Origin of the sequence: Microbacterium terregens (genome assembly GCF_039534975.1) — a bacterium.
Classification (GTDB): Bacteria; Actinomycetota; Actinomycetes; order Actinomycetales; family Microbacteriaceae; genus Microbacterium; species Microbacterium terregens.
This window is the reverse complement of the sequence record NZ_BAAAWH010000001.1, coordinates 1928398-1945388: the sequence shown is the minus strand read 5'-3', so window position 1 is coordinate 1945388 and position 16991 is coordinate 1928398. Positions and strand designations below refer to the sequence as shown.

15 protein-coding genes are annotated in these 16991 nt (G+C 69.0%); all 15 read left to right on the top strand.

Annotated features, from left to right (window positions below):
- The first annotated feature begins 128 nt into the window (after positions 1-128).
- The 15 genes from efp to ABD655_RS08805 all read left to right on the top strand — a co-directional run bounded on the left by efp (position 129) and on the right by ABD655_RS08805 (position 16985).
- On the top strand, positions 129-689 hold the full coding sequence (gene efp, locus ABD655_RS08875) for an elongation factor P (RefSeq protein WP_344713299.1): 561 nt from the start codon (positions 129-131) through the stop codon (positions 687-689).
- 19 nt (positions 690-708) lie between these two features.
- Entirely contained in the window at positions 709-1119 is a 411-nt protein-coding gene (nusB, locus tag ABD655_RS08870; protein ID WP_344713297.1) for a transcription antitermination factor NusB, read from the top strand.
- Positions 1120-1231: 112 nt separating this feature from the next.
- Positions 1232-2809 (top strand): Rieske 2Fe-2S domain-containing protein, encoded by a 1578-nt coding sequence (locus tag ABD655_RS08865; RefSeq protein ID WP_344713296.1) that lies wholly within the window; start codon positions 1232-1234, stop codon positions 2807-2809.
- 106 nt (positions 2810-2915) lie between these two features.
- On the top strand, positions 2916-3449 hold the full coding sequence (locus ABD655_RS08860; protein WP_344713294.1) for a DoxX family protein: 534 nt from the start codon (positions 2916-2918) through the stop codon (positions 3447-3449).
- A 145-nt stretch (positions 3450-3594) separates the two neighbouring features.
- Entirely contained in the window at positions 3595-4134 is a 540-nt protein-coding gene (gene pyrR, locus ABD655_RS08855) for a bifunctional pyr operon transcriptional regulator/uracil phosphoribosyltransferase PyrR (RefSeq protein WP_344713293.1), read from the top strand.
- Positions 4131-5114, top strand: a complete 984-nt coding sequence (locus tag ABD655_RS08850) for an aspartate carbamoyltransferase catalytic subunit (protein WP_344713291.1) — start codon at positions 4131-4133, stop codon at positions 5112-5114. The genes pyrR and ABD655_RS08850 overlap by 4 nt, the downstream gene beginning before the upstream one ends.
- A complete protein-coding gene (locus ABD655_RS08845) occupies positions 5111-6457 on the top strand; it encodes a dihydroorotase (RefSeq protein WP_344713289.1) in 1347 nt (448 codons plus the stop codon). Before ABD655_RS08850 ends, ABD655_RS08845 begins: the two co-directional genes overlap by 4 nt.
- The gene (locus ABD655_RS08840; RefSeq protein WP_344713287.1) at positions 6454-6957 is read left to right on the top strand and encodes a PH-like domain-containing protein; all 504 of its coding nucleotides are present in this window, start codon (positions 6454-6456) and stop codon (positions 6955-6957) included. Before ABD655_RS08845 ends, ABD655_RS08840 begins: the two co-directional genes overlap by 4 nt.
- Entirely contained in the window at positions 6954-8138 is a 1185-nt protein-coding gene (carA, locus tag ABD655_RS08835) for a glutamine-hydrolyzing carbamoyl-phosphate synthase small subunit (protein WP_344713286.1), read from the top strand. Before ABD655_RS08840 ends, carA begins: the two co-directional genes overlap by 4 nt.
- A complete protein-coding gene (gene carB, locus ABD655_RS08830; RefSeq protein WP_344713284.1) occupies positions 8138-11431 on the top strand; it encodes a carbamoyl-phosphate synthase large subunit in 3294 nt (1097 codons plus the stop codon). Before carA ends, carB begins: the two co-directional genes overlap by 1 nt.
- Positions 11432-11435: 4 nt before the next feature.
- Positions 11436-12281 carry an orotidine-5'-phosphate decarboxylase gene (pyrF, locus tag ABD655_RS08825; protein ID WP_344713282.1) on the top strand — a complete coding sequence of 282 codons (846 nt, stop codon included), beginning with the start codon at positions 11436-11438 and terminating at the stop codon, positions 12279-12281.
- The gene (gmk, locus tag ABD655_RS08820; RefSeq protein WP_344713280.1) at positions 12274-13242 is read left to right on the top strand and encodes a guanylate kinase; all 969 of its coding nucleotides are present in this window, start codon (positions 12274-12276) and stop codon (positions 13240-13242) included. The genes pyrF and gmk overlap by 8 nt, the downstream gene beginning before the upstream one ends.
- Before the next feature lie 55 nt (positions 13243-13297).
- On the top strand, positions 13298-13552 hold the full coding sequence (rpoZ, locus tag ABD655_RS08815; RefSeq protein WP_257522662.1) for a DNA-directed RNA polymerase subunit omega: 255 nt from the start codon (positions 13298-13300) through the stop codon (positions 13550-13552).
- Between the two features lie 126 nt (positions 13553-13678).
- Entirely contained in the window at positions 13679-14872 is a 1194-nt protein-coding gene (gene metK / locus ABD655_RS08810; RefSeq protein ID WP_344713275.1) for a methionine adenosyltransferase, read from the top strand.
- 124 nt (positions 14873-14996) lie between these two features.
- The gene (locus ABD655_RS08805) at positions 14997-16985 is read left to right on the top strand and encodes a primosomal protein N' family DNA-binding protein (protein ID WP_344713274.1); all 1989 of its coding nucleotides are present in this window, start codon (positions 14997-14999) and stop codon (positions 16983-16985) included.
- The last annotated feature ends 6 nt before the right edge of the window (positions 16986-16991 follow it).

Genomic DNA, 16991 nt, shown 5'->3' with positions numbered 1-16991 from the left:
GCCGCCGCTGCATCCCGTAGAATCGAGCGTCGGCAACAACCGGCCGCGGTTCCTGAGCTTGTCGAAGGGCGGCGACCTGAATCGGCGCTTCGCGCCCCGTGCTCCCTCACGATCGGAATCACTTCGTCATGGCATCCACCGCAGACATCAGAAACGGCGTCGTCCTCAGCATCGACGGACAGCTGTGGAACGTCATCGAGTTCCAGCACGTCAAGCCCGGAAAGGGCGGCGCCTTCGTGCGCACCAAGCTCAAGAACGTCGTCTCGGGCAAGACGGTGGACCGCACTTACAACGCCGGCGCCAAGATCGAGATCGAGAACGTCGACCGCCGCGACTTCACGTACCTGTACAACGACGGCGAAGCGTTCGTGTTCATGGACGTCGCCGACTACGACCAGCTCACCGTTCCGGCGACGGTCGTCGGCGACGCCGCGAACTTCCTCCTGGAGAACCAGCAGGTCCAGATCGCGCTGAACAACGGCAACCCGCTCTATGTGGAGCTGCCGGCATCCGTCGTCCTGGAGATCACCTACACCGAGCCGGGTCTGCAGGGCGACCGCTCGTCGGCCGGCACCAAGCCCGCCACCGTCGAGACCGGCTATGAGATCCAGGTGCCGCTGTTCCTCGAGACCGGCACGAAGGTCAAGGTCGATACCCGCACGGGCGACTACCTCGGCCGCGTCAACTAGCGCGGCGGAGCCCCTCTTCATGAGCGCACGTACCAAGGCGCGCAAGCGTGCCCTCGACATCCTCTTCCAGTCCGACGTCCGCGGGGACGACCTCTCCGTCACACTCGCCGCGGAGGCCACGCGCGCCGCGAACGAACCGGCCCGCGAGTCCTCGTGGCTCTACGCCCGCGAGATCGTCGACGGCGTGATCGACAACCGCGACGAGATCGACGAGCAGATCAGCACCTTCGCCAAGGACTGGTCGCTCGCGCGGATGCCCGCCGTCGACCGCGCTCTGCTGCGAATGGGCGTCTGGGAGATCCTCTTCAACGACGAGGTGCCCACCGCCGTTGCGATCGACGAAGCGGTCGACCTGGCCAAGGAGTTCTCGACCGACGATTCGGGAGCCTTCGTGCACGGAGTCCTCGCTCGAATCGCCCGTTCCTCCTGATCGCGGCGCACAGGACCGGCTGCCGCACAGCCGGTCGACAGGAGCGCCGCACGGCCGCACCGTAGAATCGGGGCGTTCACAAGACGACGTCATCTGAGGATATGGGAGCGCCATGAGGATCACGGGCCTCGGCCACGCAGGCATGTTCATCGAGACCCGCGGCGGCAGCATCCTGTGCGATCCGGTGATCGGTCCGACGTTCTTCGGATCGTGGTTCCCGTTCCCCGACAACCGAGGGCTGGATTGGGAGAAGTACGGCAAGGCCGACTTCCTCTACATCTCGCACCGCCACCGCGATCACTTCGACCCGGCACTCATGGAGCGCGTCGTTCCGAAGGACATCAAAGTCCTGCTGCCGGACTACCCCACCGATGATCTCGAGCAGGATCTGCGCCGTCTCGGGTATAGGAACATCCTCTACACGCAGGCCGGCGTGCCGCTGGAGTTCGGTGACCTGAAGGTGATGGTGACGCCGCTGCGCGCGCCGAGCGACGGTCCGATCGGAGATTCGAGCCTCTCGGTCGATGACGGCACTGCCGGCATCCTGAATCAGAACGACTCGCATCCGCTGGACCTGGACACGCTGCTCCGCTTCAGAAAGCCCGACGCGTACTTCACGCAGGTCTCGGGCGCCATCTGGTGGCCGATGGTCTACGACCTGCCCCAGGACGCCAAGCAGAACTTCGCGCGGCTGAAGCGCGACGCGCAGAACAAGCGCGCGATGTACTACATCGAGAAGGTCGACGCCGAGCATGTCTTCCCGATGGCCGGGCCGCCGATGTTCCTGCGCGAGGATCTGTTCCGCTACAACGGGTTCGGACTTGACGACGACTCGATCTTCACGGATCAGCGGCAGTTCCTCGCGCATATGGCAGCGCTGCGCCCCGAGCAGAAGGGCTACGAATTCGTTCCGGGAACCGTCGTCGAGCTGAACGACGGTGAGATCTCGGTGACGCAGACGCTCTACACGGATGCCGAGATCGACCGCATCTTCGACGAGAAGTGGGACTATCTCGCCGAGCAGCGCGACTCACGACAGAACGAGATCGCGGCGGAGGAGGCGTCCCGTGCCCCGGTCCTGGCACCGGACGAGATGCTCGCGGCGATCCGGGACTGGTGGGAGCCGCTCCTGCGCCGCGGCCGGACGATCCGCAACGGCGTCGGAGGCAACGTGCGATTCCGGATCGGCGACCTCGACATGGTGGTGGATTTCCCGAAGGCGAAGGTGCGGGCCTACGCGGGGGAGGACTGCATCTACTGGTACACGATCCCGGCCGACCTCGTCTCGACGAACATCCGCGACCACGAGATCGACTGGTCGAACTCCATCTTCCTGTCGATGCAGTTCCACGTCGGTCGCAGTGGCAAGTTCAACGAATTCCTCACGACCTTCCTGAAGTGCCTGTCCCGCGACCGCATCGAGTATGTCGAGAACTGGTACGCGGAGCAGACCGACCAGACCGAGGATGCGCAGCTCGGCGACTGGATCGTGCAGCGGCGATGCCCCCACCTGCGGGCGGACCTCACCAAGACCGGAAACATCGAGGACGGCGTGCTCACGTGCAGCCTGCACGACTGGAAATGGGACCTCGCCAGCGGCAAGTGCCTCACCACGCAGGGGCACCCGATCCGCTCTCGCAGCGCCGAGGATGCGCTCTCGCCCGGGGCCACCAGCCCCGCCGTCGCGTAAGGCATCGCCCGGGCCTCGACCACGGCCGTGTATCACCGAGCGTCGTTCGTCCTCTTGATCCAGGAACCGCACAACGAGCGGATCCCGGCCGATCAAGGAGCCTCGCATGACCACCATTCCCGTCCGCCACGGCGCCGTCGGCGTCGTCTCCGGGCCACGCACGTCGCCGATCCGGCGCCTCGTCCAGTTCGAGGCGAACGCCGAGGCCGCGATCAAGATCTTCCTGCAGCGCTGGAGCATCCCGGTCCTGCGCATCGCCCTCGGAGGCGTCTTCGTCGTCTTCGGCGCGTTCAAGTTCGTGCCCGGCATGAGCCCGCTCGAGACCCTGGTCCAGTCGACCTGGGAACGGCTCACGTTCGGCATGATCACGGGGCCGACGGCGATGGTCCTGACAGCGATTCTGGAGGTCGTCGCCGGTGGACTGCTCATCGCGGGCGGGGTCTTCGCCCGCGCCGGTCTCGTCGTCCTCGCCGTGGCGTACGTCGGCATCCTCTCGCCGATCGTGCTGATGCCGTCCGAGGTGTTCGGCGCGGCCGGACCGACGCTGACGGGCCAATACATCTTCAAGAACGCCGTCCTCATCGCGGCCGCTCTGGTCGTGGCATCGCGTGTGCTGAAGGGACCCGACACGAAGCGGTGACCTGCGCGCATTCTCCGGTCAGCTCCCGAGGGAGCCGGCCGGAGTCATGTCAGGTCGGGGCCGCGGCGGCCCGCTATTCGCGTCGGGTAAGATCGATCGAAGCAACCTTTAACACCGTCCAGTGAGGCGGAGAAGGGAGCGGCGGATGAGCACGCGAACCGTGCTGCATGAGGCCGACATCGCCCGGGCCCTGACTCGGATCTCTCACGAGATCCTCGAGTCCAACCGCGGACCCCATGGGCTGGTGATCCTCGGCATCCCTACTCGCGGCGTCGCCCTCGCGAACCGCATCGCCACACTGATCAGCGAGTTCAGCGGCACCGTCGTGCCGGTGGGCGCGCTCGATGTGACCATGTACCGGGACGATCTGCACCGCAATCCGACCCGAGCCCCCCAGCCGACGTCGATTCCCGCGGGCGGAATCGACGGTGCCGTCGTCGTCCTGGTCGACGATGTGCTCTTCTCCGGCCGCAGCATCCGTGCCGCACTGGACGCGATCCAGGACATCGGGCGCCCGGCGGCGGTCCGCCTTGCGACCCTGGTGGATCGCGGACACCGTCAGCTGCCGATCCGACCCGACTTCGTCGGGAAGAACCTGCCGAGCTCCTCGGACGAGCGCGTCAACGTGCGGCTGGCCGAGGTGGACGGCGAGGAGTTCGTCACGATCCAGGGAGCGGACTCGTGAGGCATCTCCTGGATACCAAGACGCTCTCGCGTGCGGACGCGCTGGAGATCCTCGACGTCGCCGAGGACATGGCCGACACGCAGCAGCGCGAGGTCAAGAAGCTTCCGACACTGCGCGGCAAGACCGTGGTCAACCTCTTCTTCGAGGACTCCACGCGCACGCGCATCTCCTTCGAGGCGGCCGCGAAGCGTCTCAGTGCCGATGTGATCAACTTCTCCGCGAAGGGCTCCAGCCTCTCGAAGGGCGAGTCGCTGCAGGACACCGCGCAGACGCTCCAGGCCATGGGTGCGGATGCCGTCGTCATCCGCCACGGCGCTTCGGGCGCGTCGCGGACGCTGGCAACCAGCGGCTGGATCACCGCGGGCGTCGTCAACGCCGGTGACGGCACGCACGAGCACCCCACCCAGGCGCTGCTGGATGCCTACACCATCCGCAAACGGCGCTTCGGCGGCGGCGGCAGCCGGGGCCGGGACCTGTCCGGAGTGAAGGTCACCATCGTGGGCGACATCCTCCACTCCCGGGTCGCCCGCTCGAACGTCTGGCTGCTGGACACGCTCGGCGCTGAGGTCACCCTGGTGGCCCCGCCCACGCTCGTGCCCCAGGACGTGTCGGCCTGGCCGGCGCGGGTGATCTTCGACCTGGACGACGCGGTCGCGGCGGAACCGGACGCCCTCATGGTGCTGCGGATCCAGCTGGAACGGATGAATGCCGCGTATTTCCCCACTGAACGGGAGTATTCCCGCCGCTGGGGTCTGGACGCGCGCAGGCTGGAGGTGCTTCCGCCGGGTAGCATGGTGATGCATCCGGGCCCGATGAATCGAGGCCTGGAGATCTCCGCCGAAGCCGCCGATTCCCCCCGGTCGACCGTGCTCGATCAGGTGACGAACGGCGTGTCCGTGCGGATGGCGGTGCTCTACCTGCTGTTGGCGGGAGAACGTGCCGGGGGACCGGCGAATGACGAGAGGGAGGACGCATCATGACCGCCCTCGACAGCGCTTCGCACCGCAACCCTCGGACAGAGACCCTTCTCATCCGCGGCGCGCGACTCGAAGGTGGCGGCACCGGCGACCTTCTCGTCCAGGACGGGGTCATCGCCGCGTCCGGCGGAACGCTCAGCCGCGCCGGCGCCACCGTGATCGACGCCGAGGGTCTGGTGGCCCTTCCCGGCCTGGTGGATCTGCACACGCATCTGCGCGAACCGGGATACGAGGCATCCGAGACGGTCCTCACCGGGTCCCGCGCTGCGGCAGCCGGCGGTTACACGGCCGTCTTCGCAATGCCGAACACATCACCCGTCGCGGACACCGCCGGAGTCGTCGAGCAGGTGCTCGCCCTCGGCGAAGCGGCCGGCTTCGCGACCGTGCAGCCCATCGGTGCGGTCACGGTCGGGCAGCAGGGCGAACGCCTCGCCGAACTCGGCACGATGGCCGACTCCCGCGCCCAGGTCCGTGTCTTCAGCGACGACGGCTCGTGCGTCTGGGATCCCCTGATCATGCGCCGCGCGCTGGAATACGTGAAGGCCTTCGACGGTGTCATCGCCCAGCACGCGCAGGACCCACGGCTGACCGAAGGCGCCCAGATGAACGAGGGCGCGGTCTCAGCTGAGCTGGGCCTGGCCGGATGGCCCGCCGTGGCGGAGGAGTCCATCATCGCGCGCGACGTGCTGCTCGCCGAGCACGTCGGATCGCGCCTGCACGTGTGCCACCTGTCCACTGCGGGATCGGTCGACATCATCAGGTGGGCGAAGCGGCGCGGCGTGAACGTGACCGCGGAGGTCACACCGCATCACCTGCTGCTCACCGACGAACTCGCGCGCGACTACGACGCCTCCTTCAAGGTGAACCCGCCGCTGCGGCGCGAGGAGGACGTGCGCGCCGTCCGGCGCGGACTGGCCGACGGCACGATCGACATCGTCGCCACCGATCACGCACCGCACCCGGCCGAAGCGAAGGCCTGCGAATGGCAGACGGCGGCCAACGGCATGGTCGGTCTGGAAAGCGCGCTGCGCGTCGTCCAGCTCGCCATGGTCGACACCGGCATGCTCTCCTGGCCCGATGTCGCGCGGGTGATGTCACGGACCCCCGCCCGCATCGGGCGCCTGCGCGGACACGGCACGCCCCTGGCGACCGGGGAAGCGGCATCCCTCACGCTCTACGACCCGGCGCCGACCCGCACGTTCTCGAAGGAGGATCTTCACGGACGCAGTCGCAACTCGCCCTACCTCGGACGCGAACTGCCCGGTGAAGTGCGGTGGACGGTGTACGGCGGCGTCGTCACGGTCGCCGACGGCGCGCTCCTGGACGCACCGGGGGTGCGCGCGTGACGCGCGAGGGGGCGCTGGCCGTGATGATCGCGGTCGCCGTGGTGCTGATCAGCGTGCTGGCCTGGGCGTGGTGGCGGCGCACCCGCCGCGACTCCGGCCTGCGCGCCCCGGTCGGGGAGGCTCCGGCGGATGCCGCTGTCCTCAGCCGCCACGACAGCCTCTACGTCGCCACCACACGCCATGGCGAGCCGCTGGAGCGCCTCGCCATCCGTGGCCTGGGCTTCCGCTCTCGCGCCGACCTGGTCGTCACCAGCGCCGGCGTGGCCATCGACCTCACCGGCCAACCGCGTCTGTTCGTTCCGACCGCGCAGATCGTCGAGGTCGCCCAGGCGACCGTTGCGATCGACCGCGTCGTGGAGCGCGACGGGCTGGTCCGCATCTCGTGGCGACTCGACGGTCAGTCCGTCGTGGACTCCTATTTCCGGCCCCAGGATGCCTCCGCCCGCGTGGTGGCCGACGAAATCTCCGCACTCTCAACCCAGACAGGAACGAACGAATGACTGTTCCCCTAGACACCCGCGCCGTGGGCGCTCCTGCCGACCCCGCCGTCCTCGTGCTCGAAGACGGCACCCGTCACGTCGGACGTGCGTACGGCGCCCGCGGAACGTCGTTGGGCGAGGTGGTCTTCGCCACTGGGATGACCGGGTACCAGGAGACCCTCACCGACCCGTCGTACGCCGGCCAGATCGTGCTGCAGACGGCCCCGCATATCGGGAACACCGGCATGAACGCGGAAGACGCCGAGTCCCGCCGCATCTGGGTCTCCGGCTACATCGTCCGCGACCCCTCACGCATCGTGTCGAACTGGCGCGCCGAGGAATCGCTGGACGACGCGCTCGTCGGCGATGGCGTCGTCGGCATCAGCGGCATCGACACCCGAGCGATCACCCGGCACATCCGCGCCGCCGGCAGCATGCGCGGCGGCATCTTCTCGGGCGACGCTGCGAGCCTCGACCCCGGCGAGCAGCTGGCGATCGTCCAGGCCGCACCCGAGATGACCGGGCAGAACCTGTCCGCTGAGGTCTCGGTGGACCGCGCCGAAGTGACGCCGGCAGTTCTCTACGCGGGTGTCGAACGCATCGGCAACCTCGCGGTGCTCGACCTCGGCGTGAAGCAGTCGACCATCGACAATCTCGCTGCGCGCGGCTTCGACGTCCACGTGCTTCCTCAGGACGTCACGATCGACGACATCCGCGCGATCGACCCGGTCGCCGTGTTCTACTCCAACGGCCCCGGCGACCCGGCGGCCTCGGACGATCACGTGGACGTGCTGCGGAGCGTGCTCGATGACGGTCTGCCGTTCTTCGGTATCTGCTTCGGCAACCAGCTGCTCGGCCGCGCACTGGGCCTGGGCACCTACAAGCTGCCGTTCGGTCACCGCGGCATCAACCAGCCGGTGCTCGATCGGACGACCGGCCGCGTGGAGATCACCTCGCACAACCACGGCTTCGCCGTGGAGGCGCCGCGGGAGGGCGAGTTCGACAGCCCGAACGGCTACGGACGGGTCGAAGTGAGCCACGTGGGTCTCAACGACAACGTGGTCGAGGGTCTGCGGGCGCTGGACATCCCGGCGTTCTCCGTGCAATACCACCCCGAAGCGGCGGCGGGACCGCACGACGCCAACTACCTGTTCGACCGGTTCCGCGACATGGTCGTCTCCACTCAGAAGGACAAGAACTGATGCCGAAGCGCGACGATATCAAGAGCGTCCTGGTCATCGGCTCCGGCCCGATCGTGATCGGACAGGCGTGCGAGTTCGACTACTCGGGGACGCAGGCGTGCCGCGTCCTCCGCGAGGAGGGCGTGCGCGTCATCCTGGTCAACTCCAACCCGGCGACGATCATGACCGATCCGGATTTCGCTGACGCGACCTACATCGAGCCCATCACATGGCAGGTGATCGAGACGATCATCGCCAAAGAGCGTCCCGACGCGATCCTCCCGACACTGGGCGGCCAGACCGCGCTGAATGCCGCGATCGATCTGCACAACCACGGGATCCTCGAGAAGTACGACATCGAGCTCATCGGAGCCAGCTTCGAGGCGATCAACAAGGGCGAAGACCGCCAGATCTTCAAGCAGCTCGTCCTGGATGCCGGTGCCGAGGTGGCGCGCAGCCACATCGCCCACACGATGGAAGAAGTCCTCGCCGCCGCCGACGACCTGGGCTACCCGCTCGTCGTGCGGCCGAGCTTCACGATGGGAGGTCTCGGCTCCGGGTTCGCATACGACGAGCGGGACCTGCGGCGCATGGCCGGCGCCGGCCTGCACGACTCGCCCACGAGCGAGGTCCTCCTCGAGGAGTCGATCCTCGGATGGAAAGAGTACGAGCTCGAGCTCATGCGCGACACCGCCGACAACACGGTCGTCGTCTGCTCCATCGAGAACGTCGATCCGGTCGGAGTCCACACCGGCGATTCGATCACGGTGGCACCCGCACTCACCCTCACCGACCGCGAGTATCAGAACCTGCGGGACATCGGCATCGACATCATCCGCGCGGTCGGGGTGGACACGGGTGGCTGCAACATCCAGTTCGCCGTGGACCCCGCCGACGGTCGCGTCATCGTCATCGAGATGAACCCGCGCGTTTCGCGCTCCTCGGCGCTCGCGTCGAAGGCGACCGGCTTCCCGATCGCGAAGATCGCCGCGAAGCTCGCAATCGGCTATCGCCTCGATGAGATCCCCAACGACATCACCAAGGTCACGCCGGCGAGCTTCGAGCCCACGATGGATTACGTGGTTGTCAAGGTGCCGCGGTTCAACTTCGAGAAGTTCCCCGCCGCCGACACCACCCTGACGACGACGATGAAATCCGTCGGCGAGGCGATGGCGATCGGACGGAACTATGCCACCGCCCTGCAGAAGGCGCTGCGCTCGCTCGAGAAGCGCGGGTCCAGCTTCCACTGGGGGAGCGAGGCGCGCTCGGTCGACGAGCTCATCGAGGTCTCCGGGACGCCGACCGACGGCCGGATCGTGGTCGTCCAGCAGGCGCTGCGCAAGGGCGCAACGATCGAGCAGCTGTTCAACGCCACCGGCATCGATCCGTGGTTCCTCGACCAGATCGTCCTGATCAACGAGATCGCCGAGACCGTGCACACGGCGGCGGAGTTGGACGCGGACACCCTGCGCCTGGCCAAGGAGCACGGCTTCAGCGACGCGCAGATCGCGCAGCTGCGCGGTGACACGGAGACGTCAGTGCGCGGCATCCGTCACGCCCTCGGTCTGCGTCCGGTCTACAAGACGGTCGACACCTGCGCGGGGGAGTTCCCCGCCCTCACGCCCTACCACTACTCCAGCTACGACTTCGAGACCGAGGTCGCCCCGTCCGCGCGCACCAAAGTCGTCATCATCGGCTCCGGTCCCAACCGCATCGGGCAGGGCGTCGAGTTCGACTATTCGTGCGTGCACGCCTCGTTCGCGCTGTCGGCGGCCGGGTATGAGACCGTCATGGTCAACTGCAACCCCGAGACCGTCTCGACGGACTACGACACCAGCGACCGCCTGTACTTCGAACCGCTCACCCTCGAGGACGTGCTCGAGGTGCTGCACGCCGAGGTCCAGTCCGGCGAGATCCTGGGCGTGATCTGCCAGCTCGGAGGCCAGACACCCTTGGGCCTGGCGAAGGGCATCGAGGATGCCGGCTATCGCATCCTCGGCACGAGCCCGGCCGCCATCGACATGGCGGAGGAGCGCGAGCTGTTCTCCCAGCTTCTGGATGAGGCCGGCCTCATCGCGCCGCGTCACGGGACCGCGATCGACGCGGAAGGCGCCGTCGCGATCGCTGCGGAGATCGGCTACCCGGTGCTGGTGCGTCCGAGCTTCGTCCTGGGCGGGCGGGGGATGGAGATCATCTACGACGCGCCGAGCGTGCTCGACTACTTCGTGCGCATCGCCGACCAGGCGATCATCGGCCCCGGCATGCCGCTGCTGGTGGACCGCTTCCTGGACGACGCGATCGAGGTCGACGTGGATGCGCTCTACGACGGCTCCGAGCTGTACATCGGGGGAGTGATGGAGCACCTCGAAGAGGCCGGCATCCACTCAGGCGATTCCAGCTGCACACTGCCGCCGATCTCGCTCGGCCGCACCGAGATCGACCGCGTCCGGATCGCGACGCTCGCGATCGCGAAGGGCGTCGGGGTGCAGGGGCTCATCAACGTGCAGTTCGCGATCAGCGCGGGAGTCCTCTATGTGATCGAGGCGAACCCGCGGGCCAGTCGCACCGTGCCGTTCGTCTCCAAGGCGCTGGGCATTCCCCTCGCCAAGGCCGCGGCGCGCATCATGACCGGATCGACCATCGCCGAGCTGAAGACCGAGGGCCTGCTGCCCGAGATCGACGGGTCGCGCGTTCCGCTGGACTCGCCGGTCTCGGTGAAGGAAGCGGTGCTGCCCTTCAAGCGCTTCCAGACCAAGGACGGCCAGACCGTCGATTCGGTCCTCGGTCCGGAGATGCGCTCGACCGGAGAGGTCATGGGCATCGACCGCGACTTCCCCCGCGCGTTCGCCAAGAGCCAAGAGGCCGCCTACGGCGGCATGCCGCTGACGGGAACGGTGTTCATCTCCGTCGCCGACAGCGACAAGCGCGCCGTCATCCTGCCGGCTCACCGCCTTCAGGAGCTCGGCTTCACGCTCGTGGCCACGGAAGGCACCGCCGAGATCCTGGCGCGCAACGGCATCGACGTGCAGGTCGTGAACAAGTTCAGCGCCACATTGGAATCCGGCGAGACCAACGTCGTCGATCTGATCAACGCCGGCAAGATCGACATCGTGGTCAACACTCCGAGCGGCCGGTCAGCGCGCGCGGACGGATACGAGATCCGCGCAGCCGCGGTCGCGGCAGACAAGGCGCTCTTCACGACGATGGCCGTGCTCGGCGCTGCGGTCAGCTCATTCGACGCCGTGCGAGCCGGCTACGACGTCAAGAGCCTGCAGGAGTACGCGGCGGATCGGGCGGCGCGCCTTGAGCGGTGAGAGGTTGACCGCAACGGGGTTCGGCGACCGCGTCCGCGAGGCTCTTGCCGGCTTCGGCCCGCTGTGCGTCGGGATCGATCCGCATGAGCAGCTCCTGTCGGCATGGGGATTGGAGGCGTCGGCGGCCGGTGCCCGCGAGTTCGGCCTGCGGGTGGTGGATGCCGCGGCCGGTCGTGTCGGCATCGTCAAGCCGCAGGTGTCCTTCTTCGAGCGATACGGCTCGGCGGGTTTCGCCGCCCTCGAGGACGTGCTCGCCGCCGCACGCACGGCCGGACTGATCGTGATCGCCGATGCCAAGCGCGGCGACATCGGGTCGACCATGGACGCGTACGCCCAGGCGTGGCTGACCCCCGGCTCACCGTTGGAGTCGGACGCGATGACGGCGAACCCGTTCCTGGGCGTCCGCGCCCTCGAGGGAGCCTTCGAACTCGCCGAGCGCGCCGGCAAGGGCGTCTTCGTCCTGGCCGCGACGAGCAACCCGGACGCCTTCCCCTCGCAGCGCGCGACGCTGACCGACGGCCGCACCGTGTCGGCGAGCATCGTCGCGGAGGTCTCGGCGCGCAACACCGCGAGGACTCCCGACGCGTCGTGGGCGAGCATCGGGCTGGTGATCGGCTCCACGGTGGACTGGACCGATGCCGGGCTGGACGCCGTGGCCCCGCCGACGCCGATCCTCGCGCCCGGCTTCGGGCACCAGGGCGCCGGCCCCGCGGACCTCCACCGCCGGTTCGGCGCCTCTGCCCCGCTCGTCATCGCATCGGAGAGCCGCAGCCTGCTGTCGGCGGGACCCGCCGGGCTCGCGCAGGCCATCGATTCGCGGGTCCAGGAGTACAGGAGCTCGCATGGCTGATTCCCAGACGCCCGACGCGGGAGCTCGCCGCCCCGCCGTCGGCTCGCCGACGCGACCGCCCGAGGTGGATCGGGTCGAGGCATCCCGTCGGGCCGTCGCCGCGCGGCGCGCCCGCGCCTCGCTCAAGAAGGACGTCGCGATGCGCGTGATCACGCCGCAGGAGCTCGCGCGCCGAGCATTCGCCGACCCGACTTCGCCCGCCGGCACGATGCGCGTGACGGAATACCTCACCAGCCTCCCCGCGATCGGCGAAGGCAAGCGCAACCGCATCCTCGAAGAGCTGCAGATCTCGCCCGTCAAACGGCTGGGCGGTCTGGGCGCCCGCCAGCGTCGCGTGCTGAGCTCGTTCCTGGACGCCCGCTGGCCGGAACGGGCCTCCCGCAGCGGCCGCAGCCGACTCGTCGTGCTCGCCGGACCGACGGCCGTGGGCAAGGGGACCGTCGCCGCGCACATCCATGAGCACCACCCGGAGATCCACCTCTCCGTGTCGGCGACGACACGACCGCCCCGGCCCGGAGAGATCGACGGCCAGCACTACTTCTTCGTCGACGACGCCGAGTTCGATCGTCTGATCGATTCAGGCGAGCTCCTCGAACATGCCACCGTGCACAACAAGTACCGCTACGGCACACCCCGGCGGCCGATCGAGGAAGCGCTGGCAGCCGGCCGCACCGTCCTGCTCGAGATCGATCTTCAGGGCGCGCGGCAGGTCCGCGCGGCCGAACCCTCGGCAACACTGGTGTTCCTCCTTCCCCCCAGCTGGGACGAGCTCGTGCAGCGTCTCATCGGCCGAGGCACCGAGGGAGACGAGGAACGGGCGCGGCGCCTGCGCACAGCGAAGTCCGAATTGGCGGCTCAGCATGAGTTCGATTTCCGCGTCGTCAACGACGACGTCGCCGCGGCGGCCCGCGAGGTCGTAGAATTGGTCCAGGCGCCGCCGCGCCCATCTTCGCGCGCCTGAGAGCGCCGACACGTTTTCACCCGACATCCGTCGCAAAAACCCAGGAGGTTTCGCCGTGGCCGGAAAGAACCAGGGGATCATCGATCCCCCCATCGACAGCCTGCTCCAGAAGGTCGACTCGAAGTACCAGCTCGTCATCTACGCGTCCAAGCGCGCGCGCCAGATCAACGACTACTACTCGGACCTGCATGAGGGCAACCTCTTCGACAACGTGGGCCCGCTGGTCGACTCCACCGTCGAGGACAAGCCGCTCACCATCGCCCTGCACGAGATCCACGAGGACAAGCTCCGCCTTCGCCCGGCTGAGTGATCACGGCGTCGCCGCGTGTGCACCGCCCACGCCGGGCGGTGCGGTGACCCCGCCTGACGGCGGTGTCGGTCTCGGCCGCCATACTGGTGCGACCCCACCCGACTCCGCCAGGAACCTGGAGCATCGATGACCGAGCTGCGTCTGTTCACGTCCGAGTCCGTGACGGAGGGGCACCCCGACAAGATCTGCGACCAGATCTCGGACAGCATCCTCGATGCGATCCTCGCCGAGGATCCGCACGGCCGCGTCGCAGTCGAGACGCTGGTCACCACGGGCCTGGTCCACGTGGCGGGCGAAGTGTCCACGAGCGCGTACGTCGAGATCCCGGCGATCGTCCGAGGAGTCGTCAACCGCATCGGCTACACCTCCAGCGACACCGGCTTCGACGGGGACTCGTGCGGCGTGAGCGTGTCGATCGGCGCGCAGTCGTCCGACATCGCGGCCGGGGTGGACAAGGCGTTCGAACGCCGCGAGGGCGGATCCACCGACCCTCGTGACGAGCAGGGCGCCGGCGACCAGGGCATCATGTTCGGCTACGCGACCACCGAGACGCCTCAGTTGATGCCGATGGCCGCCTGGACCGCTCACCGCATGGCCGAACGTCTCGCCGACGCCCGCCGCAGCGGCGCGCTGCCCTTTCTGCGTCCGGACGGCAAGACCCAGGTGACGCTCGGGTACGACGGGCAGATCCCGAAGACCGTGGAGTCCGTCGTTCTGTCGACGCAGCACCACCCCGACATCTCGCAGAAGGCCCTGCGCGCCGCCGTTCGCGCCGAGGTCATCGACCCGGTCCTGGAGGCCACCGGCCTCGCGATGCCGGACGTCCAGTTCTACATCAACCCCGCGGGTCCCTTCATCACCGGCGGTCCCAAGGGCGATGCCGGGCTCACCGGACGCAAGATCATCATCGACACCTACGGCGGGGCATCCCGACACGGCGGGGGCGCCTTCAGCGGAAAGGACCCCTCGAAGGTCGACCGTTCCGCTGCCTACGCCATGCGGTGGGTCGCCAAGAACGCCGTGGCCGCCGGCCTGGCCGACCGCCTCGAGGTGCAGATCGCCTACGCGATCGGCAAGGCCAATCCGGTCGGGCTCTACGTGGAGTCGTTCGGCACCGGTCACGTCGGCGACGAGGTGATCACGCGGGCGATCCTCGACGTCTTCGACCTGCGCCCGAAGGCCATCATCGACCAGCTCGACCTGCTGCGCCCGATCTACGCGCAGACCGCCGCCTATGGACACTTCGGCCGCGAACTGCCCGACTTCACGTGGGAGCGCACCGACCGCGTCGACGACCTGCGCGCAGCCGCCGGGCTGTGATACCGCACCGCCTCTCGGCGGGGCACCCGACACCGCACCGCCTCTCGGCGGGGTACCCGACACCGCACCGCCTCTCGGCGGGGTACCCGACACCGCACCGCCTCTCGGCGGGGCACCCTCTACGATGACCGCGCGGCGTGTCGCGCGCGTCCTCATCGACTCACCCCTGCCGCAGCTCGATCGTCTCTTCGACTACGCGGTCCCCGAGCCCCTGGCCGCCGATGTGCGTCCCGGCGTGCGCATCCGCGTACCCCTGCGCAGCGCCGGTCGCATGGTGGACGGGTACGTCGTCGAGCTCGGAGAGCCGGATGCCACCGACCGTCCGCTCTCCGAAGTGGACGCCGTCGTCTCGACGATCCCCCTGCTCACTCCTGGCCTGTATGCGCTGGCGAGGCGCGCGGCCGACCGGGCTGCCGGCTCGGCCACCGACATCCTGCGTCTGGCGATCCCCAAGCGCATGGTCCGCGCAGAGAAGGCGTGGCTCGCCGGCGACGGGCCGGCCGTCCCGATCGTGAGCGAGGACAACCGGGAGTGGACAGAGACTCTGCTGCGGGCCTACCCCGCCCTCGTGGAGTGTCTCGATGACCGCGGACGCGGCGCGCTCGATGCGCGCCCGGAGCCGGCGCGCCTGTCGGACGGAGGGACCACGGGCTCGTGGGCGGTGCTGCTCGCCGCGGTCGCCGTGCGCACGCTCGCGGCCGGACGAAGCGCGATCCTCGTGGTGCCGGATCACCGAGACCAGGCTCAGTTGGAAGCCGCCCTCGCCGGCCGCGCACCGGCGGACGCGATTCTCCGCAACGACGCGCGCCAGACCTCGCCCGCCCGGTACTCCGCATACCTGCGCATGCTCGCCCCCGTGCCCTGCATCGTCATCGGCAACCGGTCCACCGTCTACGCGCCCGTGCACGCGCCCGGGCTGATCGCGATCTGGGATGACGGGGACCCGCTGCTTGCGGAGCCCCTGAGCCCCGGGGTGCACGCGCGTGACGCCGCGCTCATCCGGCAGGAGCTGGACGAGTGCGCCGTGGTCTTCGCCGGGCACACGCGCACAACGGATGTCGAGCGTCTCGTGTCGCTGGGCTGGGTGCGCGATGTCTCCGCGGCGCGCCGCGCCTCGCCACGGGTGGTGCTCAGTGCGACGAAGGAGGGCGAGTCCCGAGGCGCCCGCGTGCCCTCGGCGGCGTTCGCGGCGGCGCGCGAAGCGCTGCGGACCGGGCCCGTGCTGGTCCAGGTGGCCCGCCCCGGGTACGCCCCCGTGCTGGTCTGCGCCGACTGTCGCACACCGGCGCGCTGCGCCGCCTGCGGCGGGCCGTTGCACGCCGCGCGACGCGGCGCTGTGCCCGAGTGCGGCTGGTGCGGTCGACCGGCGACCTCGTGGGTGTGCCCGCGCTGCGAGTCGGTGCGGGTTCGGATGGCCTCGTCCGGCAGCGAGCGCACAGCGGATGAACTCGGCCGCGCCTTCCCCGAGACCCGGATCATCCTGGCCGACGGGGACCACCCGGTCCTGACCGTGGACGACCGCCCGGCGCTCGTCGTCGCGACGCGGGGCGCCGAGCCCGTCGCCGAGGGAGGCTATCGCACGGTCATCCTGCTCGACGGCGACCGGATGCTGCTCGCGGAGGATCTGCGCATCGGAGAGTCGTGCCTGCGGTGGTGGTCCAACGCGGCGGCCCTGGCCGCGCCCGGAGCGCCCGTCCACCTGGTCGGCGTCACCGGAGCGGTCGCCCGCGCCTTGGCCACCTGGACGCAGCCCGCGTACGCCCGCGCGGAACTGGCGGATCGCGCACCCCTTCGGATGCCGCCCACCGTGCGCGTCGCGGCGCTGGAGGGCAGCGCTGCGGCGGTCGATGCCGCGCTGGGTGCGCTTCGCGAGACGGTGCCGGCACTCGAGAACGAAGCGATCCTCGGTCCCGTGCCCACGGACGCCGGCGCGCGCGCGCTGGTCCGCTTCGAATACGCCCTCGGGGCGCGGGTCACCGAGAGCCTGCGCAGCTCGATCGTCGCGGATGCGCTGCGCGTGCGGAAGAACCCGAAGACCAGGGCACCGGGCACGGCCGCGGGCGCACGCCATACACTCAGAGTGCGGGTCGACGTACCCGATCTGGATCTGTGAGGAACG

What these genes read in the sequence shown, in the direction of transcription:
- efp (WP_344713299.1), top strand. Translation starts at nt 129, where the DNA reads ATGGCATCCACCGCAGACATCAGAAACGGCGTCGTCCTCAGCATCGAC.
- nusB (WP_344713297.1), top strand. Translation starts at nt 709, where the DNA reads ATGAGCGCACGTACCAAGGCGCGCAAGCGTGCCCTCGACATCCTCTTC.
- ABD655_RS08865 (WP_344713296.1), top strand. Translation starts at nt 1,232, where the DNA reads ATGAGGATCACGGGCCTCGGCCACGCAGGCATGTTCATCGAGACCCGC.
- ABD655_RS08860 (WP_344713294.1), top strand. Translation starts at nt 2,916, where the DNA reads ATGACCACCATTCCCGTCCGCCACGGCGCCGTCGGCGTCGTCTCCGGG.
- pyrR (WP_344713293.1), top strand. Translation starts at nt 3,595, where the DNA reads ATGAGCACGCGAACCGTGCTGCATGAGGCCGACATCGCCCGGGCCCTG.
- ABD655_RS08845 (WP_344713289.1), top strand. Translation starts at nt 5,111, where the DNA reads ATGACCGCCCTCGACAGCGCTTCGCACCGCAACCCTCGGACAGAGACC.
- carA (WP_344713286.1), top strand. Translation starts at nt 6,954, where the DNA reads ATGACTGTTCCCCTAGACACCCGCGCCGTGGGCGCTCCTGCCGACCCC.
- carB (WP_344713284.1), top strand. Translation starts at nt 8,138, where the DNA reads ATGCCGAAGCGCGACGATATCAAGAGCGTCCTGGTCATCGGCTCCGGC.
- gmk (WP_344713280.1), top strand. Translation starts at nt 12,274, where the DNA reads ATGGCTGATTCCCAGACGCCCGACGCGGGAGCTCGCCGCCCCGCCGTC.
- metK (WP_344713275.1), top strand. Translation starts at nt 13,679, where the DNA reads ATGACCGAGCTGCGTCTGTTCACGTCCGAGTCCGTGACGGAGGGGCAC.
- ABD655_RS08805 (WP_344713274.1), top strand. Translation starts at nt 14,997, where the DNA reads ATGACCGCGCGGCGTGTCGCGCGCGTCCTCATCGACTCACCCCTGCCG.